This is a genomic window from Metasolibacillus fluoroglycofenilyticus, from assembly GCF_003049645.1.
GTDB classification, from domain to species: domain Bacteria; phylum Bacillota; class Bacilli; order Bacillales_A; family Planococcaceae; genus Metasolibacillus; species Metasolibacillus fluoroglycofenilyticus.
In genome coordinates this window covers 825,849-851,219 of sequence record NZ_PYWK01000001.1, presented here as the reverse complement: position 1 = coordinate 851,219, position 25,371 = coordinate 825,849, and the positions used below count along the sequence as shown (strand labels likewise).

At 41.8% G+C, this 25,371-nt stretch carries 26 protein-coding genes and 1 pseudogene; 2 read left to right on the top strand and 25 right to left on the bottom strand.

Annotated elements, in window-relative coordinates:
• Window position 1: 1 nt before the first annotated feature.
• The 7 genes from rnc to recG form a co-directional block, all read right to left on the bottom strand.
• Window positions 2–763, bottom strand: a complete 762-nt coding sequence (gene rnc / locus C9J36_RS03740; protein WP_066169944.1) for a ribonuclease III — start codon at window positions 761–763, stop codon at window positions 2–4.
• A 155-nt stretch (window positions 764–918) separates the two neighbouring features.
• Window positions 919–1,155, bottom strand: a complete 237-nt coding sequence (acpP, locus tag C9J36_RS03735) for an acyl carrier protein (RefSeq protein WP_042471856.1) — start codon at window positions 1,153–1,155, stop codon at window positions 919–921.
• 138 nt (window positions 1,156–1,293) lie between these two features.
• On the bottom strand, window positions 1,294–2,037 hold the full coding sequence (fabG, locus tag C9J36_RS03730; RefSeq protein ID WP_107942275.1) for a 3-oxoacyl-[acyl-carrier-protein] reductase: 744 nt from the start codon (window positions 2,035–2,037) through the stop codon (window positions 1,294–1,296).
• Window positions 2,037–2,981, bottom strand: coding sequence for an ACP S-malonyltransferase (gene fabD, locus C9J36_RS03725; protein WP_107942274.1), 945 nt, complete (start codon window positions 2,979–2,981; stop codon window positions 2,037–2,039). Before fabD ends, fabG begins: the two co-directional genes overlap by 1 nt.
• Window positions 2,981–3,985 (bottom strand): phosphate acyltransferase PlsX, encoded by a 1,005-nt coding sequence (gene plsX / locus C9J36_RS03720; protein ID WP_107942273.1) that lies wholly within the window; start codon window positions 3,983–3,985, stop codon window positions 2,981–2,983. The genes fabD and plsX overlap by 1 nt, the downstream gene beginning before the upstream one ends.
• Entirely contained in the window at window positions 3,982–4,560 is a 579-nt protein-coding gene (fapR, locus tag C9J36_RS03715; protein ID WP_066169932.1) for a transcription factor FapR, read from the bottom strand. The genes plsX and fapR overlap by 4 nt, the downstream gene beginning before the upstream one ends.
• Before the next feature lie 93 nt (window positions 4,561–4,653).
• Window positions 4,654–6,696, bottom strand: coding sequence for an ATP-dependent DNA helicase RecG (recG, locus tag C9J36_RS03710; protein ID WP_107942272.1), 2,043 nt, complete (start codon window positions 6,694–6,696; stop codon window positions 4,654–4,656).
• A gap of 380 nt (window positions 6,697–7,076) precedes the next feature.
• On the opposite strand from recG, the gene C9J36_RS03705 reads away from it, so the two are divergent.
• The gene (locus tag C9J36_RS03705; protein WP_107942271.1) at window positions 7,077–7,451 is read left to right on the top strand and encodes a hypothetical protein; all 375 of its coding nucleotides are present in this window, start codon (window positions 7,077–7,079) and stop codon (window positions 7,449–7,451) included.
• A 192-nt stretch (window positions 7,452–7,643) separates the two neighbouring features.
• Here C9J36_RS03705 and sdaAA read toward each other — a convergent pair whose 3' ends face one another.
• From sdaAA to C9J36_RS03685, 4 genes are all read right to left on the bottom strand, one after another.
• A complete protein-coding gene (gene sdaAA, locus C9J36_RS03700; protein ID WP_066169921.1) occupies window positions 7,644–8,540 on the bottom strand; it encodes an L-serine ammonia-lyase, iron-sulfur-dependent, subunit alpha in 897 nt (298 codons plus the stop codon).
• A 12-nt stretch (window positions 8,541–8,552) separates the two neighbouring features.
• On the bottom strand, window positions 8,553–9,215 hold the full coding sequence (gene sdaAB, locus C9J36_RS03695; RefSeq protein ID WP_066169918.1) for an L-serine ammonia-lyase, iron-sulfur-dependent subunit beta: 663 nt from the start codon (window positions 9,213–9,215) through the stop codon (window positions 8,553–8,555).
• 280 nt (window positions 9,216–9,495) lie between these two features.
• On the bottom strand, window positions 9,496–11,139 hold the full coding sequence (locus C9J36_RS03690) for a DAK2 domain-containing protein (protein WP_107942270.1): 1,644 nt from the start codon (window positions 11,137–11,139) through the stop codon (window positions 9,496–9,498).
• A gap of 18 nt (window positions 11,140–11,157) precedes the next feature.
• Window positions 11,158–11,520: an Asp23/Gls24 family envelope stress response protein gene (locus C9J36_RS03685; RefSeq protein WP_066169912.1), complete on the bottom strand. Its 363-nt coding sequence runs from the start codon at window positions 11,518–11,520 to the stop codon at window positions 11,158–11,160.
• Between the two features lie 327 nt (window positions 11,521–11,847).
• Here C9J36_RS03685 and rpmB point away from each other — a divergent pair, with 327 nt between their 5' ends.
• Complete coding sequence (gene rpmB / locus C9J36_RS03680; RefSeq protein WP_004227417.1) at window positions 11,848–12,036, top strand: 50S ribosomal protein L28; 189 nt, start codon at window positions 11,848–11,850, stop codon at window positions 12,034–12,036.
• A gap of 112 nt (window positions 12,037–12,148) precedes the next feature.
• On the opposite strand, the gene spoVM is transcribed toward rpmB, so the two are convergent.
• From spoVM to gmk, 14 genes and pseudogenes are all read right to left on the bottom strand, one after another.
• Window positions 12,149–12,238, bottom strand: a complete 90-nt coding sequence (spoVM, locus tag C9J36_RS03675; protein ID WP_107942269.1) for a stage V sporulation protein SpoVM — start codon at window positions 12,236–12,238, stop codon at window positions 12,149–12,151.
• 12 nt (window positions 12,239–12,250) lie between these two features.
• The gene (locus C9J36_RS03670; protein ID WP_107942268.1) at window positions 12,251–12,898 is read right to left on the bottom strand and encodes a thiamine diphosphokinase; all 648 of its coding nucleotides are present in this window, start codon (window positions 12,896–12,898) and stop codon (window positions 12,251–12,253) included.
• Complete coding sequence (gene rpe, locus C9J36_RS03665; protein WP_066169906.1) at window positions 12,895–13,563, bottom strand: ribulose-phosphate 3-epimerase; 669 nt, start codon at window positions 13,561–13,563, stop codon at window positions 12,895–12,897. Before rpe ends, C9J36_RS03670 begins: the two co-directional genes overlap by 4 nt.
• A gap of 2 nt (window positions 13,564–13,565) precedes the next feature.
• Window positions 13,566–14,447 (bottom strand): ribosome small subunit-dependent GTPase A, encoded by an 882-nt coding sequence (rsgA, locus tag C9J36_RS03660; RefSeq protein ID WP_066169903.1) that lies wholly within the window; start codon window positions 14,445–14,447, stop codon window positions 13,566–13,568.
• Between the two features lie 324 nt (window positions 14,448–14,771).
• Window positions 14,772–16,733: a Stk1 family PASTA domain-containing Ser/Thr kinase gene (gene pknB, locus C9J36_RS03655; RefSeq protein ID WP_107942267.1), complete on the bottom strand. Its 1,962-nt coding sequence runs from the start codon at window positions 16,731–16,733 to the stop codon at window positions 14,772–14,774.
• 3 nt (window positions 16,734–16,736) lie between these two features.
• Window positions 16,737–17,486: a Stp1/IreP family PP2C-type Ser/Thr phosphatase gene (locus tag C9J36_RS03650; RefSeq protein WP_066170309.1), complete on the bottom strand. Its 750-nt coding sequence runs from the start codon at window positions 17,484–17,486 to the stop codon at window positions 16,737–16,739.
• Window positions 17,487–17,495: 9 nt separating this feature from the next.
• Entirely contained in the window at window positions 17,496–18,635 is a 1,140-nt protein-coding gene (gene rlmN / locus C9J36_RS03645) for a dual-specificity RNA methyltransferase RlmN (protein WP_066169897.1), read from the bottom strand.
• A 5-nt stretch (window positions 18,636–18,640) separates the two neighbouring features.
• Entirely contained in the window at window positions 18,641–19,999 is a 1,359-nt protein-coding gene (gene rsmB / locus C9J36_RS03640) for a 16S rRNA (cytosine(967)-C(5))-methyltransferase RsmB (protein ID WP_107942266.1), read from the bottom strand.
• Window positions 19,996–20,937, bottom strand: a complete 942-nt coding sequence (gene fmt, locus C9J36_RS03635; protein ID WP_107942265.1) for a methionyl-tRNA formyltransferase — start codon at window positions 20,935–20,937, stop codon at window positions 19,996–19,998. Before fmt ends, rsmB begins: the two co-directional genes overlap by 4 nt.
• A gap of 1 nt (window position 20,938) precedes the next feature.
• Window positions 20,939–21,433, bottom strand: a complete 495-nt coding sequence (gene def / locus C9J36_RS03630; RefSeq protein WP_107942264.1) for a peptide deformylase — start codon at window positions 21,431–21,433, stop codon at window positions 20,939–20,941.
• A 17-nt stretch (window positions 21,434–21,450) separates the two neighbouring features.
• Complete coding sequence (gene priA, locus C9J36_RS03625) at window positions 21,451–23,865, bottom strand: primosomal protein N' (RefSeq protein ID WP_107942263.1); 2,415 nt, start codon at window positions 23,863–23,865, stop codon at window positions 21,451–21,453.
• Window positions 23,866–23,879: 14 nt separating this feature from the next.
• A pseudogene (gene coaBC, locus C9J36_RS03620) lies at window positions 23,880–24,428 on the bottom strand (bifunctional phosphopantothenoylcysteine decarboxylase/phosphopantothenate--cysteine ligase CoaBC); the annotation flags it as partial.
• A gap of 76 nt (window positions 24,429–24,504) precedes the next feature.
• Entirely contained in the window at window positions 24,505–24,729 is a 225-nt protein-coding gene (rpoZ, locus tag C9J36_RS03615) for a DNA-directed RNA polymerase subunit omega (RefSeq protein ID WP_066169878.1), read from the bottom strand.
• A gap of 3 nt (window positions 24,730–24,732) precedes the next feature.
• The gene (gene gmk, locus C9J36_RS03610; protein ID WP_107942262.1) at window positions 24,733–25,350 is read right to left on the bottom strand and encodes a guanylate kinase; all 618 of its coding nucleotides are present in this window, start codon (window positions 25,348–25,350) and stop codon (window positions 24,733–24,735) included.
• Window positions 25,351–25,371: the final 21 nt, after the last annotated feature.

The following is a 25,371-nucleotide window of genomic DNA, read 5'->3' as shown; positions in this document are numbered from 1 at the left end:
TTTATGCATCCTCCTGCTCTAGCTGTTTAAATGCATTCATGGCACTTTGCGCAGCTTGCTGTTCCGCCTCTTTTTTCGATTTCCCGCGTCCAATCCCAAGCTCCTGATCATTCAATAGCACGCGAGAAATGAAAGTACGATTATGGGCTGGCCCCTTTTCATCAACAATTTCATAGTGGAGTGGTCCATTGTTTGTTTGCTGAACCATTTCCTGAAGCTGACTTTTAAAATCCATCACATGCGAAAAAGCACCGACTTCTATTTTAGGAAATACGACACGCTCTAAAAATGCGACAACATTGTCTAAGCCTTGGTCTAAATAAAGAGCGCCAACGAATGACTCAAAAACGTCTGCTAATAATGCTGGACGCTCCCGCCCTCCTGTTAGCTCCTCACCTTTACCTAATAAAACAAACTGACCAAATTGCAGTTCATTCGCGAAAACAACCAGTGACGGCTCACATACTATTGAGGCACGAAGCTTTGTTAGTTCTCCCTCACTCATTTGAGGGTATTTTTCGAATAAATATTTAGATACGGAAAGCTCTAATACGGCATCTCCTAAAAATTCTAAGCGTTCGTTGTCTGTGTATAGCTTGCGTCGATGTTCATTCACATAGGATGAATGGGTAAATGCTTGGTACAATAATGCTGTGTTGTGAAATGAAATACTTAACTGCTGCTGTAAAGCCTGAAATTGATTTTTTACTTTTTCTGAAAATATGCCTGCCTTGTGCTGGCTTCCTTTTTTTCTAATCGTCATGCACATTCTGCCTTCCTAGTAGTTTCTAACTTTAAGTGTACAATGGAATAGCGGTTTTTTCAAAGGTGTAGCCGTAATTATTTTATTCAACCTTCAAAAAGAAAAAGAGGCTATGTTTATCGCCTATTCATGCGACAAACACACCTCTATATTCATTAGTTAACTTTGCTCTCAATATAGCTGATCGCATCACCAACTGTTGCGATTTTTTCAGCATCTTCATCAGAAATTTCCATGTCGAACTCATCTTCTAATTCCATTACAAGCTCAACTACATCTAATGAATCTGCGCCTAAATCGTCGCGGAAAGAAGCTTCTAATTTTACTTCGCTCTCTTCAACGCCTAGACGATCAACTACTACTTTTGTTACACGCTCTAAAACTGTAGACACATCGGTCACCTCCCCTCAAAGATATGCAGCAACCCCTTACTCGACCGTTCCGCTCTCAGCACAAAAAAGAATGTGCTTCTGCGGTTACTCGGCGCAATAAATATTGCTGAATCTAGATAAAAAATTGCTTATTTTCCACTACATTACCATGCCACCATCAATATGCAATGTTTGTCCTGTAATATAACTCGCCGCATCTGAAGCGAAAAATACAACAGCCTTTGCAATGTCCTCTGGCTGCCCAAGCTTCGCTAAAGGAATTTGTGCAAGCATCGCTGCTTTTAATTCTTCTGGCAGCTCATCTGTCATTTCCGTCGTGATAAAGCCCGGTGCAATGGCATTCACTAAAATATTACGGCTTGCTAACTCCTTCGCCGTCGTTTTCGTTAAGCCTATAACACCTGCTTTTGCTGCAACATAATTTGCTTGTCCTGCGTTGCCAGCTACGCCTACGATAGATGAAATATTAATAATGCGTCCACTACGCTGTTTCATCATTTGACGTGTTACAGCTTTCGTACATAAAAAGACGCCTTTTAAATTCGTGTTCATCACATCATCCCATTCGTCTTCTTTCATACGCATTAGCAAATTGTCACGCGTAATTCCTGCGTTATTTACTAATATATCAATTGAGCCGAATGTTTCCAATGTTTTATTCATTAATTGAGTGACTGATTCTGCATCCGCTACATTTGCCTGTACTGCAATCGCCTCGCCGCCAGCTGCTTGAATTTGCTCTACTACTTGTAGTGCACGCGCTTCACTACCACTATAATTGACAACTACCTTTGCACCTTGCTTTGCTAGCTCTAGCGCAATTGCTTGACCGATACCACGTGACGCGCCTGTCACAACAGCCGTTTTATTTTGTAATGTCATTATGCCCACCCCTTTGCCGCATCTAATAATGCTTGTAATGATTGTTCATCATATACACAATGTACCTCTGCTGCGCGGTCAATTTTCTTGACTAAGCCTGATAACACTTTGCCGGGTCCGCATTCTACAAAAACAGTAACGCCTTGCTCTAATAGTGTACGCACATTTTGCTCCCATAGAACTGGGCTCACAACTTGCTCAACCATTTCGCGGCGAATTGCTGCCTCCTCCGTTAAAAGTGCCGATGTTACATTGCTAACTACAGGAATTGCTGGCTGTTGAATCGTAAGCTGCTCAACTGTTTGTGCTAGCTTATCCGCTGCTGGCTGCATTAAGCTTGAATGGAATGGTCCGCTCACTACAAGAGGGATTGCACGCTTTGCCCCAGCCTCCTTTGCCGCAGCACAGGCTTTTTCAACACCTGCTTTTGTACCCGAAATAACAATTTGCCCAGGACAGTTTAAATTTGCTAATTGTACGGCATCGCCCGCTGCCGATACAGCCTCACATACCGTTTTTAAAGCCGACGCCTCCAAACCAAGAATCGCCGCCATTGCACCTTGTCCTGCTGGCACTGCTTCATCCATATAAAGGCCGCGCTTATGTACTGTCGCCACTGCCTCATCAAATGTCATTACTCCCGCAGCAACAAATGCGCTATATTCTCCTAATGAGTGCCCGGCTGTATAGTCTGGGCGAATGCCAGCTTCCATAATTTTATTAGCAATCATCACACCTGTTGTCAATAATGCAGGCTGTGCATGATATGTTAATGTTAGCTCCTCCTGCGGGCCATTTAACATTAAATTTGTCAAAGAAAAACCAAGCACCTCATCCGCACGCTCATAAAGCGCCTTACTCGCTGCTGTCGTTTCAACAAATTCTGCCCCCATCCCTACTTGCTGCGAGCCTTGCCCAGGAAAAATAAAAGCGATTTTTGTCATTAGTCGTTCTCCTTTACTTGTTGCTGTTTTGCAATTGCGTCCTTAATTGTTGCACAAACATCATGTTCCACCATCATATGGGCTTGTCGAATTGCGCTATAAATCGCTTTCGCATTTGATGAGCCATGTGCCTTTATGACAGGTGCCTGTAAACCAAAAAGCGCGGCACCACCATATTCTGTATAATCCATTTTATCCTTTAGTGACTTTAAATCATTTTTCACGAGCATTGCTGCAAATTTGGATTTCGTTGTCGCCATAAGCGCTTCCTTGAGCATTGAAAAGATTGTGCCTGCTGTTCCTTCCAATGATTTCAAAACCATATTACCAGTAAAGCCGTCCGTTACGACAACATCAGCTACACCATTCAATAACTCACGCGCCTCCACATTGCCTTCAAAGTTTAACTCTGTTTCTTTTAATAGAGTGAAAGCCGCCTTTGTTAAATCATTTCCTTTATTATCTTCTGTTCCTATATTCAATAAGCCAACACGCGGTGCTTTTTGTGAGCGTACTTTTTTGACATAAATATCGCCCATAATCGCGTATTGCTGCAAGTGCTCAGGCTTGGCCTCTGCATTGGCTCCTAAATCTAGCATTAAAAAACCATTGCCATCAACTGTTGGCAATGTTGTCGCTAAAGCGGGACGAGCAACTCCCTCTATGCGTCCCACCTTATATAAGCCACCAGCCATTAATGCACCTGTATTTCCTGCTGATAGACAAGCATCTGCCTCGTTCGTTACAACAGCATCAAGAATTTTCGCCATAGAGGAATCTTTTTTACGACGAACAGCACGCGCTGGGTCGTCATCTCCCTCCACTACTTCTGAGCAATGAATTACTTTAAGACGTGGGTGCTCTTTTAAATAGGGTGCCATCTTTTCTTTTTGACCATATAATTGAATTTCAATTGTTGGGAAGTCCTCTAATGCAAGAAATACCCCATCAATAATTGACTGTGGAGCATTGTCGCCACCCATACCATCTATTGCTAATTTCATGTTGTTTCACCTACACCTTTCGTACGGTACATTTCAAACTCACCTAGAAATACAATTTCATTTTCTACTGTCGACTGCACATCGACATATGTACGATTTTTCACCTTATCCTCAGCACGTACGGTTGCCTTCGTCACAACACGGTCACCCGCTTTTACAGGTTTAACAAACGCAACATTCGATTTAACAGTAAGTGCCAATTCATCATTAATAACAGCTACTGCTAATGAATTTGCCTGTGCAAACAAATGATGTCCTCGTGCGATGCCGTTGCGCTGAAAAACGTGCTCCTCCTTCACATCGAAAATGGAAAGTGCGCGTTTATCTAATTCTATATCTATAATTTCCCCAATGACTTCGTCTAATGGTAAAGATTTCACTTCATTTTCATAGTTTTTAGCTGCTACATCTTTTATGCGCTCTCGCAGCTCTGGAATTGCCAACTCCATGCGATCTAAACGAATCGTTTGTACACTAACACTAAACTTAGCAGCTAACTGATCATCTGTGACGAATGGGTTATCTGCAATTGTTTCGACTAATAATTGTTGGCGTTCCTTTTTCGTTCTTTTCATCGTCACTTGTCACCTACCCATTAGTATTAGAACTTGGTACTAATACCAGTATACATTTTCAAAAATAAGAACGCAACCATTTTTCTTTTCTCGCTAATCAATCCGCTCACCATATAACACACCGCGCGCTTCCAATCTGTTACGCAGCGGCTTATATTCCCCTTCCGTCCAAAATGCCTCGCTATGCACTAGGCGCTCGGCATCCTGTCTCGCTACATCGAGCGCTCGATAATCATGCGCTAAATCTGCCATTTTAAACTCAGGTAAGCCACTCTGCTTTTTGCCAAAGAAATCCCCAGGCCCTCTCAATTCTAAATCCTTTTCAGCCAATTTAAAGCCATCATTCGTTTCTGTCATAGAACGCATGCGCTCCTGCCCCTCATCCGATTTCGGGTCAGCGATTAACACACAATAAGATTGATGCTCTCCACGTCCAACACGCCCACGCAGCTGGTGTAACTGAGCTAACCCGAAGCGCTCTGCATCGTAGATTGTCATAAAGCTAGCATTTGGCACATTGACACCGACTTCAACAACCGTTGTCGAAACAAGTACATCTATCTCACCATTGCTAAATGCCCGCATGATTTCATCCTTTTCAGTAGAGGTAAGTCGTCCATGCATTAAACCAACAGTAAAACGCCCTGCAAAATAGGCAGTCAGCTGATTATAGGCATCTACTGCGTTTTGAACGTCTAACTTATCTGACTCCTCAATTAACGGGCAAATAACATAAGCCTGCCGTCCATTCTCAAGCTCCGTTTGCATTTTTTTTAACACTGAGCCGAGCTGCTCCTCCTTAAGCCAATGCGTTTCAATCTCCTTACGCCCTGCTGGCAATTCATCAATAATCGATACGTCCATCTCACCAAACACTGTAATCGCTAAAGTACGTGGAATTGGCGTCGCCGTCATAAATAGCACATCAGGATGTTCCCCTTTATCACGCAATATACGACGTTGCTCCACACCGAAGCGATGTTGCTCATCCGTAATGACAAAACCTAATTTATGAAAAGTTACATCAGGCTGTATTAAAGCGTGCGTTCCAATTAAAATATCTACTTCTCCTGCCGCTAATTGCTCTAGTAAAATGCGACGCTCCTTCGTTTTTGTTGAACCTGACAAAATCGCAACGCGCACACCAACTGGTTTAAACCACTCTTGTAGTGACTGTGCATGCTGTTCAGCTAAAATTTCTGTTGGCGCCATTAATGCTCCTTGATAACCTGCTGTCACCGCTGCATATAAACCAATTGCTGCTACCACTGTTTTTCCAGAGCCTACATCTCCTTGCAAGAGGCGATTCATGCGCTGCGCTAACTTTAAGTCTTTGCATATCTCATTTACTACACGCTTTTGTGCAGAAGTAAGCTCATACGGCAATGTTTGAATAAAAGCGCGAAGCTTTTCAATGTCGTAATTAATTTCAAGCCCTCGCTCCGCCTCTTTTCTACTTTTACGTAATGCTTGAATACCTAACTGAAACTCCAATAGCTCCTCATAAACAAAGCGGCGCCGAGCTTGCTTCGCATGCGCTGCATCCTTTGGAAAATGCACGCCCTCCAAAGCTTCATGAACGTCAAGTAGCTGATATTGTGAACGCAAACTTTGAGGTAAACTATCTTCAATATCTGTCGCTAAATCAAGCGCCTGTCGCATATATTTACGAAAGCGCTTTTGTTGGATTAAGCCACGTAAGCTATACACAGGCTCAAAATCAATCTGCTCCGTTTTCGGTCCAAATGTTACAGAGGAGCCGACAATAACTTGGCGCCCTCGATCCCATTTGCCTGTTACAGTGACAATAGTTCCCGGTAGCAATCTTTGACGCAAATAACCTTGATTAAAAAATACCGCCTTTACTAAATGTCGTCCTGCGCGTACTGCAACAGTTAAGCGCTGCTTATTTTTCCCTAGAAACATGACAGAGGGCATCGATTCGACCGTTGCCTCAATCGTTACGCGCTCATTATGCGGCGTTTCTGCCAAATCCTTCAGCCGAAAATCCTCGTGTCGATACGGGAAGGTCCAAATTAAATCGCCGACCGTTTCAATATGCAGTGACTGCAAATGTTCCGCTGTTTCCTTGCCAATGCCTTTCAGTGTTGATACAGGGTCGTTAAAGCTTGTCATATCGCATCCCTCCTTCACTTAGTGGGTTGTTAAATAAGACGTGTTGATTAACCTTTATTCCACAGAGAATACCTAGCAATTCGCTGTTTTCCTTGGCGTGTGGACGCTTTCCTCCAGTACTGCTTCAACTAATTTATATCGGCGAATGCCAAAATAAATGGATTTCAGCTTGAGTGACCACAGGATGAGGTGCTCTTAGACCGAGCTTCCTTTACGCTGCCCTCCACTTCAATTAACGAGTATCTGCCCAATAAGAAGCATCCCTCCATATAAAACACGTCTATTAATAGATAATTTTCATATAATCAACACGTTTATTGTTAAATATTTTCATCGTTCTATATAATTATTATACTACATACAAACAAAAGGAGATTCCAATGAACGACACTTTCCAACACATCGCAACGACCGTTTGGCATATTGATGTCGCTACATGCCAAACGATTCGTAATAGCGATAAAAAACTTGCTGCCATTACTTCAACTGACGGCACTCACCATATGCTAAAAAGTGAACGATACAATAATGATAATATGCAAAAGATTTGCTCCTTTGCAAATGAGCTGTCTGCGATTTTACCTGTCACAACATACTCAAAAACAGGTACAGGTGGCTATACTTTTGCAGAACAAAATATGATTTGTACGCTTGAGCATACACTTTCAGGAACAGCTATTGATTGTTTAACCGATTTGCATATTTTAAATGAAACATTACATATTTTACACAATCCTATTTCTAGCACTCTATAAGATTTCGGAAATTACTGAAAAAGTTCATTTTATTTTGACAACACATTTTCAAAGAAGTTCATTTTAATCGCATGCGTATACATCTCACTAAAACATGCTCGCGGCTGTGCAAGATTTTGGGCAACAACTAGCTGTTTTTTGCACTAAAAAAGCTTTCGGGAAAACTAGTCTCTCCGAAAGCTTTTTAAATTTTTATTGTCCTTGCACAACTGCACCGCCAAAAATTTTGGCTGCTAGTGCTTTGCCTGTAGGCGTCGCAGCTAGTCCACCACGAGCCGTTTCTTTTAAGTCTGGATTCATCGATTCACCGATACGATACATAGCACCAATTACCTCATCACAAGGGATGCGGCTTGTAACACCAGCTAATGCCATATCTGCCGCAACAATTGCATTCGATGCCCCCATCGCATTACGTTTCACACATGGCACTTCAACTAAGCCCGCAACTGGGTCGCAAACAAGCCCTAGCATATTTTTCAAGGTAATTGCGAAGCCTTCTGCACATTGCTGCGCTGTACCTCCTGCCATTTCTACAATAGCTGCTGCTGCCATACCAGCCGCTGAACCAACCTCTGCCTGACAGCCACCAGCCGCTCCTGAAATTGAAGCATTATTCGCTACAACAAAACCAAATGCTCCTGATGTGAATAAATAACGAATCATTTGCTCACGAGTCGGATTTAATTTATGTTGAATGGCAAATAATGTACCCGGCACAACACCTGCTGAACCCGCTGTCGGAGTTGCGCAAATTGTACCCATTGCAGCATTTACCTCGTTTGTTGCAACCGCTTTACTTACCGCATCTAGTAATAAATCCCCAGCTAACGATTTACCGGAGGCAATATATTTTTGCAATAGTACCGCGTCGCCTCCTGTTAAGCCTGTAACAGAATGCACCCCCTGTAAGCCGCGCTCTACAGCCTCCTCCATTACCGTCAAATTGCGGTCCATTTGTGCCATAATATCGTCACGCGAACGCCCTGTCATAAGCATTTCCTGCTCAATCATAATTTCAGAGATGAGCTTTCCTTCTTGCTCTGCACGTTCTACTAATTCGCGTACATTTTGAAATAATACGTCCATTTTGCTCACTCCTTAGTTATTAATTCTTGATACCTTTGTAATATGCGGAATATATGAAATTTGCTCTAACACACGGTCTTCGATATTTTGGTCAACTTCAATTACCATTAACGCAGTTAAACCACGTTCAATACGTGATACTTCCATATGTCCGATGTTAACATCGTGCATTGCTAAGCAATTAGCAACATTGGCAATGCAGCCCGCACGATCATCGTGCACAACTAAAATTGCAGGCATACCACCTGTTAGACGAAGTTTGAAACCGTTTACTTCACTAATTTCAATTTTCCCTCCGCCAATCGAAATGCCTTCCACGCTCATTTCGTTGTCATCATCCCCCATAACAATGCGCGTTGTGTTCGGATGCTCTTTATGCGCCTCCTCTGGAATAAATTCAAAGGTTAAACCCGCTTTTTTCGCATCCTCAAATGCCGTTTTAATACGCTCATCATACGTATCATAGTCTAATAGACCACCAACAATCGCCACATCTGTTCCGTGCCCACGATACGTCTCTGCAAATGAGCCATACAAATGAATTTTCGCCCATTTTGGCTGGCGGCCGAATAAATCCCTTGCTACACGTCCAATTCTCGCCGCGCCTGCTGTATGCGAGGATGAAGGGCCAATCATGACAGGACCGATAATATCAAAAACGGAAGTAAATTTCATAACCGTTCCTCCTAAAAATATGTGTTGTTTACTATGTAGTGTAACAGAATTACGACATAGACACAAAATATACTTATTTTCATGACACTATTTTTAAAAACGTCGGAAATCAATATGTTATTTTAAGCTTATGAGCGAATTTTTCTGGTTTATGAGCGAATTTGCATCTCTTATGAGCGATTTCACACGTTTTATGAGCGAATCAGGACTTTTCAACTATAATAAAAAACCGATTTCTTCTTAATATTTAAAGAAGAAATCGGCTTTTCGATGTTCTGTTCTATTCTACTGACAAAATAAATGGATATAGCGCTTGCTTACCTTCAACAATTTCCACTTCTGCATCGGGGTAACTTTCCTCGATAAATGCTGCTAATTGTGAAGCATTATCTGCTGTTGCGTCTTCACCGTAAATAATTGTGATGATTTCTGCATCTTCGTCAACCAGTGATGTGACAACAGTTTGTGCCGCTTCCATTAGCGTTGGTGTCGATAAAACAATTTTGCCTTCTGCCAATGCCATAAAGTCATCCTTGCGAATTTCTACACCGTCAATTGATGTGTCGCGCACCGCAAATGTGACTTGACCTGTTTTAACATGTGCAAAGCTTTCTGTCATATTCGCTTGATTTTCCTCGACAGTGCTTTCTGGATTGAACGCTAAAATAGCCGCCATCCCCTGTGGAATTGTTTTTGTTGGTACGACTGCCGCTTCAATATCTAACAGCTCTACCGCTTGCTCCGCTGCCATAATGATATTTTTATTGTTCGGTAAAATGACAACACGCTCTGCACCAATTTCCTTCACTGCTTTAACGATATCCTCTGTCGAAGGATTCATTGTTTGCCCGCCTTCAATAACATAGGAAGCGCCGATTGAACGCAGTAAGTTAGCTACACCTTCCCCCATTGCAATCGTTACAACAGCGTAAGGATGCTGCTGGGCTTTTGGCGCTGTCGCAACCGACGCCTCACCTACAATTGCAGAATGTTGCTCCCGCATATTATCAACTTTAATTTTAATTAAGCTACCATATTTTTGACCTGCCGCGAGAACTGCACCCGGGGTTTCTGAGTGAATATGCACCTTCGCAATTTCGTCATCAGAAATAACAAGCAAGGAGTCTCCCATTGGATTTAGCTCTTGACGGAATTGCTCCTCATTAAATGGCTCTTTATCCGCTTCAAAGCGCACCATAATTTCCGTACAATAGCCGAATTCGATATCTTCTGTATTCATAAAGTCCTGCACACGATGATGCTCCGCATTAATTAAGTCATCTAAAGAAGATTCATTTTTTTGTGGTAGTGGCTCGCCTTTGAGAGATGCAAGGAAACCTTCGTAAACGAATAGCAAGCCTTGTCCACCGCTATCCACAACACCTACTTCCTTCAATACAGGAAGCAACTCCGGCGTACGTGCAAGAGAAGCCTTCGCTTCTGCTACAAGCGCTTCCATTACAATAATGATATCATCTTCATCCTGCGCTACTTCAACAGCTTTTGCTGCCGCTTCACGAGCTACCGTTAAAATCGTCCCCTCAACAGGCTTCATTACGGCCTTATACGCTGTATCTACACCCGCTTGGAAAGCATCAGCAAAATTGATTGCATCAATTTCCTGCTCCTTTTCAATTGCTTTGCTAAAGCCGCGGAATAATTGCGATAAAATAACACCTGAGTTACCGCGTGCTCCCATTAATAAACCTTTTGCTAACCCTTGCGCTGTTTTTCCGATATGCGCCTGTGCTTGTACTTCTGTTTCCTTCGCACCTGATGACATAGATAAATTCATGTTCGTTCCTGTATCGCCATCTGGCACTGGGAATACATTTAACGAATCTACATAAGCCGCATTTTGGTATAAATGATGCGCACCCATTTGTACCATTTCTGCGAATTTTATTCCGCCTAAAGACTTCATTAGATTGATTTCCTCCTCTTACACATTCATCACGCGAACGCCTTGCACGAAAATATTAACCGACTTCACGCTCATACCCAATGTTTTATTTACTGTATATTTTACTGTTGACTGAACTTGGTAAGCAATTTCAGAAATTTTTGTACCGTAGCTTACGATAATATACATATCAATATGTAAATCTTCGCCTTCTTGACGAACTATCACACCTTTTGTAAAGTTCTCTTTACGTAAAATATCTGTTAATCCATCTCGAATTTGATGCTTGCTTGCCATCCCAACGATTCCATAGCATTCTACCGCTGCTCCACCTGCGATTTGTGCAATCACATCGTTCGCAATATCGATTTGTCCGAATTCATTGTGGATTTCTATTGACATAAATACGCCCCCTAAGCACTTTTAGACTACTCTTTATTGTACTACATAAACAACAATTATAAAAGAAAACGCAGTGATTCGTCTAGTGTGCTTTATATAAAGTGCTTCAAAAAGTAAATCTAATAGTTAGAAAATCGACATTTTATCAGCTATGAATACAAATGTAAACTTATCTACAAACAAATTTTCAGGTGTAAAGGTTTTTTTCTTGAAAGGTTGTTGAAAAATTGTTGCACTCGCATAGAGTCTATGTTAAATTAATATGGTATGTGAAATATCGAACTGAAATAAATTGCTTTCAGATTCAACTGTAGGGAGGGAATTTACATGCCAAAACAATGTGTTATTACTGGCCGTAAAGCTCGTACAGGCAACAACCGTTCACACGCAATGAACGCTAACAAACGTACTTGGGGTGCTAACCTTCAAAAGGTTCGTATCTTAGTTGACGGTAAGCCAAAGCGCGTATGGGTTTCTGCTCGTGCATTAAAATCAGGTAAAATTGAGCGCGTGTAATCGCGATAAAAAACATCGACTACAAAAGTGGTCGATGTTTTTTGTTATACATACAAAAATGCAAAAGGGCTATAGGGAAAGACAGACTTGCACCTGCTTTCCCTATAGCCCTTTAATTTTTCTTCTCTCTCTTAAATAACTTTATACACGCACGTGTCATTGAGCTAATAAACTTCGGTAACTGAAATGTATATACCTTCACACTCGCTCCCCCTTAATCGGCACTTCTTATCATTAAACATATGCCAGAGGTAAAGGTAATATGCGCCTCGCCTATAATCTCATTGCTTGTAAAGCGCGATGACCATAAGCCAATTTCTTCATCCGTTGTTTCATATTTCACACCGCGCAATGTTACATTTTGCACAGCTTCGCCATAGGCAAAAAAAGATAAATAAGGATAATCTAAATTGTCTTGAATTGTGTGTGTGCCTGGCACCAAAAAGCGTAGCTGATTATGGAGATTATGAATCTCAAAAACAATATGCGAGTATGTCTGCTGAAGCCTACACACCGTCCTTAGTACCGCCTCGTAATGATCTAGACGCCCACCTGTGACACCTGTTAGTACGATTTTTTCTGGCTTATAGGTAATAGCTTTTAGCAAGGCTAAATCCGTATCTGTTTCATCCTTTTCGGCAGCGTATATTTCAATTGGCACGCCTGCCTGTGTCAATTTTTGACGCTCGCTTACTGTGATAGAGTCTAAATCTCCGACAATTACGGCTGGCTGAATCCCTCGTTCTAATAAACGATAAGCTCCGCGGTCAGCACCAATAAAAATAGTGTCCTCTTCATCCATAAAAGGCTCAAATGAACAAAGCTCCTCGCTTGGTCCACCTGAGCAAATTACGGCAATCATCGCACGTATGCCGCTTCACCAGCTGCTTTAATTTGTTGTAATGCAGCTACGCGGTCCTCTTGATTATAAATAGCAGAGCCTGCTACAAAAATATTGGCACCAGCCTCAGCACACGGAACGATTGTTTCTGCTGTTATACCACCGTCGATTTCGATATCGATTGTTAAGCCGCGCTCCTTAATAATTTTTGATAGCGCTGCAATTTTAGGTACAACAGATGAAATAAACTTTTGTCCGCCAAAGCCTGGATTAACTGTCATAAACAATACCATATCAATATCCTCTAAAACGTGTTGAATTGATTCGATTGGCGTATGTGGGTTTAATACAACCCCGGGCTTCACACCATATGAACGGATTAGCTGAATTGTGCGATGCAAATGGCGACACGCTTCTACATGGACCGTAATATAATCTGCGCCCGCTTTCGCAAACTGTTCGATATATTGGTCTGGGTTTTCAATCATTAAATGAACATCGAGCGGTAATGATGTTAAAGGGCGAATCGCATCAAGTACGATAGAGCCAAATGAAATATTCGGAACAAAGTGGCCATCCATTACATCAATATGAATAAGCTCTGCGCCAGCAGCCTCCACTTCCTTTACCTCTTGTCCTAATTTCGCGAAATTCGCAGCTAAAATAGATGGTGCAATTTTAATCATCTTTAATACCTCGGCTTTCGTTCCATAATTTCTTGTAAAAATTGTTCATAGTGCTCATAGCGATATGGGCGAATTTCTCCTGTTTCAAGTGCTTTCTTAATTGCACATTTTGGCTCTTTCATATGTAAGCAGCCACGGAATTTACACTGCTCACTTAATCGTAAAAATTCAGGGAAGCATGCTGTTAATTCCTCTTTGTCAATCATGTCAAAATCAAAGGAGCTAAATCCAGGGGTATCCGCAAGCAAGCCATTCCCAACTTCAATTAATTCGACATGACGTGTTGTATGCTTCCCCCGCCCTAAGCTTTGTGAAATTTCGTTCGTTTTTAGTTGTAATTCAGGCAGCAATGTATTTAATAACGTCGACTTGCCAACACCGGATTGTCCTGCTAAAACGCTTACTTTTTCTTCTAACAACGGATACAATCTGTCCATGAGCGAACCGTCATTTTGATACGTCGTTAAAACAGTATAGCCTATCGCTTCATAGTCAGCAATTAATAGTTGAAGCTGCTCCGCTTCATCTCCTGCTAGCAAATCCGTTTTCGTTAAGCAAATAACAGGCTGAACGGAAAATGATTCTAACACAACTAAGAAACGGTCTAATAATAATGTATTAAAATCAGGCTCCTTGACAGAAAAAACTAAGATTGCTTGGTCGATATTAGCAATTGGCGGTCGCACAAGCTCATTTTTTCGAGGGTGAATTTTCATAATATAGCCGTCTGATTCACCCTCCTTTGTATAATCAACAATATCTCCGACGAGCGGAGATTCGCCGCGATTGCGAAACACGCCGCGCCCACGACATTGAATTAACTCTTCATCTTGATAAACATAGTAATAGCCACTTAATGCTTTACGAATTTGGCCTTGCGCCATCAAATGCCTCCTTTATTCCGTAGTAATAGCCTATAAAGTGAAACTTCAATCAGTAAGGGTTTTCCTCACCCCCACTGATTGTGAGTTGAACCAATCAGGCTTTTACGGGCAGTTCATCTTCAACTTATCCTTAAGACCATTTTCACTTAAGCCTTGAAATGGGCGTCTTACTGCCCATCAATGCGGGATAAAAATTCATTTTCAGTCAATATTCTCTTGTGAGAGTAGAAGAAGCATACCTTTTTCAGCTTCAAGTAGCTACCATCTTAAAAGTCGGCTCCTTTCGCTGAAGATAAGGCAATACAATTTAATCTAAAAGCTAGATTAGTTCGGTAAACTATCGAATGGTATCGTTCTTTCGGCAATTTTGAATGAATCACGATCTATGCGGTAAGCAGCAGAGCTTCCTTCCTCAATCGTTAGCTCAATACGATAGCTCGTCGACTCCGTAATCGTTAATGTGTCGTACAGCTCGGACATCGAATTATTTTTGTCTTGAATATAAATATGGACGATTTGCTCCGTTCGCTCCTCCTCGCCCTCTTCATTGAATGTCGGCTCATAAGGGATATTTATGGATTCCGTAAAGAATTTTTCCTTTTTAGCAGGTGGTCCTTTTGATAGAACGACCTCTAGTGTTCCACCTTCCACTATCTCCTCTCCCTCTTTCGGGGTATGGGAGATTACACTACCAGCCGGAATCGTTTCAGACGTTTCCTCCCCAACGACACGCCATTGTATATTATGGCGCTTTGTATATTCTTCAAGTGCCGCACGTGAGAAGGTAGCAAGATTGTCTATGCTAATCATTTTTTTCCCTTCGCTAATAACAAGTGTAACCGTTGTTTCTCCTACAATAATTTCCTCGCCAGCTTGTGGCTCCTGACGAATAATCGTCCCTGCCTCGACCTCACTATTTTCATATTCCAATTTGTAATCCTTAAAATTTTCAAGCAATGTAGTTACTTGCGAAAGCTTTTGGTCTACGTAGTTGGCCATTTTGGAAGTTTCTGCCCCTTGGCTAACGATTAGCTTTATTTCCGTACCTTTTACTTTCAAAGTACCCGTTCTTGGATTTGTTTCAATAATTGTATCTTTTTCGATTTCCTCATGATTTCGCTCTTCGATTTCACCAACGACGAAGCCTAAATTTTCAAGCTCTTGCGTTGCTTCCTCAACTGTCATACCAATTATCTCTTTCGGAATTTCAACTTTTTTCGGCTTCATGAAATAAATTGCAGCAACTGCTATTATAGCTAACAGGGCAATGCTAGCTGCAATTAGCGGCCACTTCTTCCTCTTTTTTGGCGGCGATTGCTGCTCTAAAGGAGGTGATTTTTTCACGGTCTTCATCTGCTTCGTTTCTGCAATATCATGCACCGGCATTTTTTCATCTTTAATAATCGGTAAAATTTTCGTTGCATCATTATCAAAAGGTAAAATAAATTTAGGTTCATGAATGCGCTCTGCTGATAGACATGTTTCTAAATCCTGCTCCATTTCCTCAGCATTCGCATAGCGATGATTTGAATCTTTTGCCGTAGCCTTTAACACAATATTTTCCACGCTTTGTGGAATCGAACCATCAAATGCACGAACAGAAGGTGTTTCCGCCTGCAAATGCTTCAAGGCAATAGCTACCGCTGATTCACCTGAAAACGGTAATTCCCCTGTTAATAGCTCGTAAAATACAATACCGAGTGCATAAATATCGGATTTTTCTGTTGCTATACCGCCACGCGCCTGTTCTGGGGATAAATAATGTACCGTTCCAATCACTGAATTCGTCTGCGTGTAGCTCGTTGCACTTAAGGTTGTCGCAATTCCGAAATCTGTAATTTTTACATTTCCATCTAAATCCATCAAAATATTTTGCGGCTTAATATCGCGATGAATAATGCCATTTTCATGTGCATGTGCAATCGCTGATGTAAGCTGCTTCATAATATGAACGCTTCGTGCAGGCGATAAAGGCGAAAACTCCTGTATGTATTGCTTTAGCGTTTTGCCCTTAATATATTCCATGACAATATAATGCATATCGCCATCTTCGCCAACATCATAAATGCTAACAATATTGGAGTGTGTAAGGCTTGTTGCCGAAAGTGCTTCACGCTGAAATCGGCGATGTAATTCTTCTTCATTTGTAAAATCATAACGCAAAATTTTAATCGCTACATCGCGGTTTAAAATCATATCGTGGGCCAAATAAACATTGGACATCCCACCACCGCCAATTAGTTCTATAATTTTATAACGATCACTAATTCTTTTGCCGATAATCATCCCTTACACCTCCCTATCCTCTAGCGTCAACAAAATAAGTGAAATATTATCCTCGCCGCCTAGCTCATTTGCAAGCTGTACAAGCTTTTTCCCCTTTTCCTGTAAGACGAGCGGCAACGTAATTAATGCTGCCATTTCATGTAGGCTAAGCTTATCACTTAAACCATCTGAGCAAATAAGTAAATAGGAATCCTGCTGCAGCTCCATGCTATAAAAATCAGCTTGAATTGTTAGCTCTGTACCTAAAGCTCTTAAAATAAAGTTTTTTTGCGGATGGTGCTGTGCTTCTTCCTCGCTAATTTCACCATTATCTACTAATACATTGACATAGGAATGGTCACGTGTAATGAGCTCGCCATCCTCCGTCGTAAAATGGTAGACGCGACTATCACCGATATGAGCAATTGTGCAGTGAGCACCATCAATCACAACGGCGATAAGTGTTGTCCCCATCCCTTTACAGCCTTCATGTGATAATGAATAATGATAAATGTCTTCGTTTATTTGTGATATTACGTTATTTAACCATTGCTGCCTCGCCTCTTCTGTCGCTAATTCGGCAGCTTCCACCTGTAAAAATACACGCTGTAATGCGGTAATTGCCATTTCACTAGCTACATCACCTGCATTATGTCCGCCCATACCGTCAGCTAAAACCGCTAGCTTATACTGATCTAGACGTTCACAAAAAGCTACTCGATCCTCATTTTCCGAACGCTTTAAGCCAACATCACTTTCAACTGTAAAGTTCACATTTTCCACCTACTTTGTTTCTTGTGCTCGCTCCTTTGCACGCAGCTGTCCGCAGGCTGCATCAATATCCGAGCCATGTTCGCGACGAATTGTCACGTTAATTCCGTGCTTCTTTAATGTTTTTTCAAAATCAAAAATTTGATTGCGTGGTGTTCTTACATAATTGCGCTCAGGAACATAGTTAACAGGGATTAAGTTGACATGACATTTTATCCCTTTGATTAACTTCGCTAACTCCTCTGCATGCTCAATAGAATCATTTTCTCCACCGAATAAACCATACTCGAAGCTGACACGACGCCCTGTTTTCTTCGTATAATAACGAATTGACTCCATTAATTGTTCCAGCTTATAGGCACGCGCAATTGGCATGAGCTTTTGACGTAATTCTTGGTTCGGTGCATGTAGTGAAAGTGCAAAATTGATTTGTAGCTGCTCGTTTGCAAAATCATAAATTTTCGGCACAATACCTGATGTCGATACAGTAATATGGCGCGCACCGATATTCAATCCTTTTTCATCATTAATTACTTTTAAGAAGTTCATCATCGCCTCGTAATTATCAAATGGTTCCCCAATCCCCATAATTACGATATGACTAACACGCTCGTCTACTTCATCCAAAGCCTGCTGTACTTTCACCACTTGCTCCACAATTTCGCCCGCAAGTAAATGGCGCTTTAAACCGCCTAAAGTAGAAGCACAAAACGTACAGCCGATGCGACAGCCCACTTGTGTCGTTACACAAACGGAATTACCATAATCATGGCGCATTAATACCGTTTCAATTGAATAGCCATCTTGTAGCTGGAATAAAAATTTGATTGTTCCATCCTTTGATTCCTGTTGAATAATTGTTTCCAAAGTCGTCAAGGCAAACTGTGCGTCTAATTTCTCACGCAATATCTTTGACAAATTCGACATTTCCTCAAATGTTTTTACACGTTTATGATATAACCAATCATAAATTTGCCCTGCGCGAAATGCTTTTTCTCCATTATTAACTAACCACTCTTGCAACTGTTCAGGACGCAATGAATAAATCGATTCCTTTAATTGTGGCTTTTCTTTTTTCTCACGGCGTGTGGGTTTTTCTTCTGCTTCCTCGACTAAGTCTAAAATGCGCTCATCGAATTTGTTTTGGTCCATAAAATTTATTTTGTCTCCTTTTTTACGAAGGCAGCGACGAAAAAGCCGTCACTATCCATATGTTGTGGGAATACCTGAAGCATTCCTTCCCGCTGCTCGTGAACAAGCTGCTGCGGTAAATTTTCCAATACAATAGCCTCCATATTCGGATGCTCTTTTAAAAAGGCTTGTACCGTTCCTTCATTTTCTTCTTGATTAATTGTACATGTACTATAAACTAAGCGACCTTCTGGCTTCAACAACTCTACAGCATTTGCTAAAATCGCAAGTTGAATTGCTTGTAAATTAGCAAAATCTTCTATTTTCTTCGTATATTTAATATCTGGTTTACGACGCATAACCCCTAGCCCAGAGCATGGTGCATCGACTAAAATTGCATCGAAGCTGCCCTTTTGTAAAGTATTTGCCGCTTTGCGCCCATCTAACGGTGCCGTTTGCACAATATCAATACTTAAGCGTGCTGTATTTTCATCAATTAATTCAAGCTTATGCGGATGCAAATCTAAGGCAAGAATCACCCCTTCATTATGCATTTTTTCCGCTAAATGCGTCGTTTTGCCACCAGGTGCTGCACACATATCTAAAACGCGCATACCTGGCTGTGGATTTAGCACATTTGCTGGTAACATAGAGCTTTCATCTTGAATCGTAATAAGCCCTTGTTTAAAAGCAGCTGTACGTGCCGCTTGCCCACCTGTAATTGTTAAACATTCAGGTAAAAATGCGCTTTGCGAAACAGTCAGCCCTTCCTGCTCTAAAGCAGCAATCGCTTTTTCAGGTGTTGCCTTTATTGTGTTGACACGCACCGTCTGCTTTGCGGGTAAATTATTATGCGTAAGCATAGCTGTTGTTCGTTCTATACCATATCCTGCAATATAACGCTCTACTAGCCACTGCGGATGGCTTGTTGCAATCGCAAGACGCTCTACCTCGTCCGCTATTTCCTCCGTTGAACGCACGCCTTGACGTATAATCGAGCGTAGCACGCCATTGACCATTGAAGCAATGCCTTTATGCCCACGTCTTTTAGCAATTTCCACAGCCTCATTCACTGCGGCATGTGGCGGAATACGTGTTAAATAATGCATTTGGAATAGCGATAGGCGTAGTAACCATTGTACCCATACTTCCACTTTACCACGCACAAATGGGGCTAAATAATAGTCCAATGTTAATTTATGCTGTAGTGTACCATACGTAATTTCAGTTAATAACGCACGGTCCTTCGCCTCTATTTTATATTTCTCAATTGTTTGGTGTAATAATAGATTGCTGTATGCTTGGTTTTTATCGACCGATAATAAAATACTTAAAGCTGCATCACGTACATTACCATTCCAAATTTGCTGCTTTTTCTTCGTCATTCAAAACGGTCTCCAATCTGCAATTTTGCCCCTGTGCCGCGCAAATACTCCTCTGCACTTAAACGTTTTTTCCCCGCCGGTTGCAAATCATAAACAGCAATTGACCCGCCTTCACCAGTCGCAATTTCAAAATAATCCTTAGCGATATGCACAACCTCACCCGGTGCAGCTTGGTGCTTCCGAGTACCAATTTGCGCCCACCAAATTTTCACATTGCTCTCTTCAAGGGTTGTGTAGGCAACTGGCCATGGATGTAGACCACGTACTTGATTGTATATCGTACGTGCATTTTGCTGCCAATCAATGCGCTCCTGCTCTCGGTTAATATTATGCGCGTAGGTTACCTTTGTTTCATCTTGTACTATACGATTATTTGTACCATCAACAAGAGAAGGCAATGTTTGCTTTAATAAATCACGTCCAACGATGCTTAGCTTGTCAAACATGCTTCCTGTATGGTCAGTTTCCTCAATAGCAATTGCCTGCTGGCTAATCATATCGCCTGCATCCAGCTTTTCAGCCATATACATAATCGTTACACCTGCTTCTTTTTGTCCATCGATAATAGCTTGATGGATTGGTGCTCCTCCCCTATATGCAGGTAGCAATGAAGCATGCACATTAACACAGCCAAGGCGCGGTGCATCAAGCAGCGCTTTTGGTAAAATTTGCCCAAATGCTGCAGTGATAACTAAGTCTGGTGCTAGTGCTAAAATTTGCTCTAGCTCCTGTGAGGCACGTAGCTTTTCAGGCTGAATAACTGGCAAGCCTAAGCGCTGCGCCTCTTCTTTCACTGGTGGTGGTGTTAATACCTTTTTACGACCAACTGGACGATCTGGCTGTGTAACAACGGCTAGCACATGATAGCCCTCCTCATGGAGCATGCGTAAAATCGGCACGGAGAAGGCAGGTGTTCCCATAAAAACAATCGATGTCATATTATTCCTCCTCATCCTCTTCCGCATACATTTCTTCTATTTCTTCCGCCGTTAGCACACGCGTTATTTTTGAATCAAATAAAATACCATCTAAATGGTCTATTTCATGTAAAATAGCACGCGCCTCAAAATCCTCTGCCTCCAGTTCATAAATACGCCCTTCACGGTCAGCGGCTTCGATTTTCGCATATGTAGGTCTGTTGACCATTGCGAATAAATCGGGAAAACTTAGACAACCTTCCACATCTTCCTCCTGCCCTTTCGTTTCTAAAACAATCGGGTTAATCATTTCTAAAATGTCTTCACCTAATTCCACGATTGCCACACGTAAACCAACATTAATTTGCGGTGCTGCAATACCAACACCGTCATATTCCACCATTGTGTCATATAAATCATCTAATAGCTGGATGATTTCTTCATTAATCACATCGACTTCCTTCGTAGGCGTCGTTAAAATTGCTGAGGGGCTTTTTACTACCTCTTTAATAGCCATATTTCGTTCCTTCTTTCTTAAATGACGACTGGATCAAGATCTACGATAAGCTGTATGCCCTTCTTGCTCCAGTCTGTTCGATATATTTTAATCAATTGCAATAATGTATCAATTAAATTCGGTTCTATTTTGTATTTTATCAAACATTGATAGCGATATCTATTGTTGATACGGCTAATGCTAGCGGTTGTTGGACCGATAATAGCAACACCAAAAGATAAATTTGAACGCAAATAATCCGCTACTCGCCCAGCATATTCAGCCGCCAACATGACATCCTCATGCGACACTTGGACGAGCGCTAAATAATAATACGGTGGATAGCCAGCTTGATGACGCGCATGCATTTCTCGCGTATAAAACGGCTCGTACTGCTGCTCTTTCGCTAGTTCAATTGCATAATGCTCAGGTGTATACGTTTGGATAATTACTTCGCCTGGTAAATCATGACGCCCCGCTCGACCACTTACCTGTGTTAAAAGTTGGAATGTGCGCTCACTTGCGCGGTAATCAGGTAAATGCAAGGACGTATCGGCACTTAACACCCCAACAAGCGTTATATTAGGAAAATCAAGTCCTTTGGCAATCATTTGCGTACCAAGTAGAATATTTGCCTGCCCGCTCGCAAAAACGTCCAACAACTGCTCATGTGCTCCTTTATGCGATGTTGTATCGACATCCATGCGCACAATTTTTGCCTCTGGAAAGAGCTTATAAATTTCCTCCTCGACTTTTTGCGTCCCTGTTCCGAAAAAACGAATATGCTCACTTTGACATTGTGGGCAGCTTTGCGGTACATACTCATCATAGCCACAATAATGACATTTTAATTTTTCATTATAGCGATGATACGTTAATGAAATATCGCAATTTGGACATTGCACAACTGTGCCGCAATCTCTGCATAGCACAAAGCTTGAATAACCACGACGATTTAAAAATAAAACAATTTGCTCTTGCCGTATTAATCTATCACGCATCGCTCCGATTAGGCTCGTTGAAAACATCGAGCGATTGCCTTGCTTCAATTCCTCACGCATATCGACAACTTCCACACTCGGCAAGGCCTGCTGCTTTGCTCGCTGTCGCAACGTTAGCAATGTATAGACGCCTTTTTTCGCCCTTGCGAACGATTCAAGCGCTGGTGTAGCACTGCCTAAAATAACAGGGCAGTGATGAAATTTGCTGCGCCAAATTGCCACATCACGTGCATGATAGCGAGGGGCATCCTCCTGCTTGTACGTTGATTCATGCTCCTCGTCTAAAATAATAAGCCCAACATTTTGAAAGGGGGCAAAAATTGCCGAGCGTGCACCTACAACAACCTTCACTTTACCTTGTTGAATTTTGCGCCATTCATCGTATTTCTCCCCGACAGATAGCCCGCTATGTAGTACAGCAACTAGCTCACCGAAGCGCGAGCGAAAGCGTTCTGTCATCTGTGGCGTTAGTGAAATTTCAGGCACGAGCATAATCGCCTCTTTGCCATCCTGTAACGCCTGCCAAATCGCCTGCAAATACACCTCAGTTTTCCCACTACCTGTTACACCGTGTAATAGAAAGGTTTCATTATGACGTCTTTCCATAGCTGCTGTAATCTGATTTAATGCTTTCTGTTGTTCATCTGTTAACTGTAAGGCGGTCGTCTGCTCTACATCCTTTGTAAAGGGGTCGCGATACACCTCTTCTTGAATATATTGTGCAGCACCACTTTCGATAAGTGCCTGTAAAACACTTGCTGTTACACCGACCTGCTCATAAATTGCATCAGGGGAAAACACTTCACCACAATGTGTCTGCATCCACTGTACTAATTGGATTTGCTTCTTTGCTCGCTTTGATAATTGCTGTTCAATTTTTGTTAAATAGGCAACATCAGCATGAATTTGCACTTTGCGAATTTCTTTAATATTTCCTTGTTGCCTCACTTCATTTTCAAGGCGCACCTGTTGCTGTTTTATCGCCTGCTTCAACTCTTTTAGCAGCCCTTGCTTGTCAAATTGCTTAAAATTCACTTTTGATGACTTTTGGAAAAGTGCTGCTATGAAAGGAGGTAGCTCTTCAAGCGGCGCTTGTAGATGAACCATTTTTTCATATTTCGCTCTTAAAGCCGACGGCAGCATTACTTGCAATGCGTCAATTTCATAGCAAATTGTTTCTTTTTTTAACCACTTTGCCAATGCTAGCATTTCTTCTGTTAGCACAGGCTCCATATCTAATACTTGCGCCACTGGCTTGATTTTATCTAACGGTACATCTGTCTCACTTCCAAGCTCAACAACAAAGCCGAGCACATTGCGCGGTCCAAATGGTACTTTGACACGACAGCCACATTCGATTAAATCGTACCAATCAGCCGGCACGATATAATCGAATGGACGGTCGACAGGGTATGCTGCCACATCTACAATTACTTTCGCAATACGTGCCATTACTGCTCTTCTCTTTCATTTTGCGCGGCAAAATGCGCAAGCACAAGCGCTGTAATTTTTTCTGGCTCCTCCAAACGTCCTTTACCGATATAGCCGCACGCTAAAAATCCTTCCGAAGGTTCAATAAACTGATAGCCATCTTCGTGAAGTTGCTGGATATTACGTTTAACCGCTGGATGGTCGTACATATGGACATTCATTGCGGGCGCAATCCACACAGAGGCTGTTGTCGCTAGCAAAGTTGTTGTAACCATATCATCTGCGATACCGTTTGCTAGCTTTCCAATAACATTGGCTGTTGCAGGCGCGACAAGCACAAGGTCAGCCCAATCAGCCAAATCAATATGGGCAATAACACTCGAATCCTTTTCATCAAATGTATCAAAAAAAACATCATTTTTAGACATTACTTGGAAGCTTAACGGATTGACAAATTGCCTTGCCGACGCAGTCATAATAACTTTTACATTCATTCCTGCCTGCGCTAGCTTACTTACGAGAGCAACCGCCTTATAAACAGCAATTCCACCTGTCACACATAGTAAAATATTTTTTTTGCTCATTGATTTCCCACCCTTTCAAACGATAAGCTCCCAAAGAACATTTCCTCGGGAGCTAAATAGTAGTTTTTAAGTAGTTTTAGATTTCATCCTCGTAAACAGTTGAAGCATCCTGTGCCTCTTTGCGTAAAACACCTGCTGCTACTTCTTCTAATGCACGTCCTACTGGCTTATACGATACGTATTTACCAAGCTTCTCGCCACCTTGCTCTTGCATTTGGCGTGCTCGCTTTGAAGCTAAGCTCACAAGCGAATATTTTGAATCGATTTCTTTTTTTAACGCATCTACTGATGGGTATAACATAGATTATTCTCCTCTCAACATTGACAAGTATATTTTTTCGACGCGCTCACGTCTACAATGCTCTGCTTTAATAATAGCATTAATTTTATCACATGCATTTTGAACTTCATCATTTTCTACAACATAATCATAAAGGCTCATCATTTCCAGCTCTTCTCGCGCTGTGGCAATACGCTTGGCAATAATATCCTCCGTTTCTGTTCCTCGTCCAACTAGTCGCTCCTTTAATTCTGAAAGACTTGGCGGCGCTAAAAAAATGAATAACGCATCGGGAGCTTTCGTGCGAATTTGCGCTGCTCCTTGCACCTCAATTTCTAAAAATACATCTCGCCCCGCAGCGAGCGTATCATTTACGTAAGTAAGTGGCGTGCCGTAGTAATTGCTGACAAACTCAGCATGCTCTAGTAACCCCCCCTGTTCAATCAACGCTTCGAACTCCTCGCGCGTTTTAAAAAAATAGTCTACACCGTCTACTTCTCCTTCGCGAGGCTGACGTGTCGTCATTGAAATCGAATATTCATAATTTGTATTCGCTTGTGAAAATAGCTCTTTACGAACCGTTCCTTTTCCGACACCAGAAGGGCCGGACAATACGATTAATAAGCCGCGTTGTTTTTTCATTGATTATTAAATCTCCCTTTA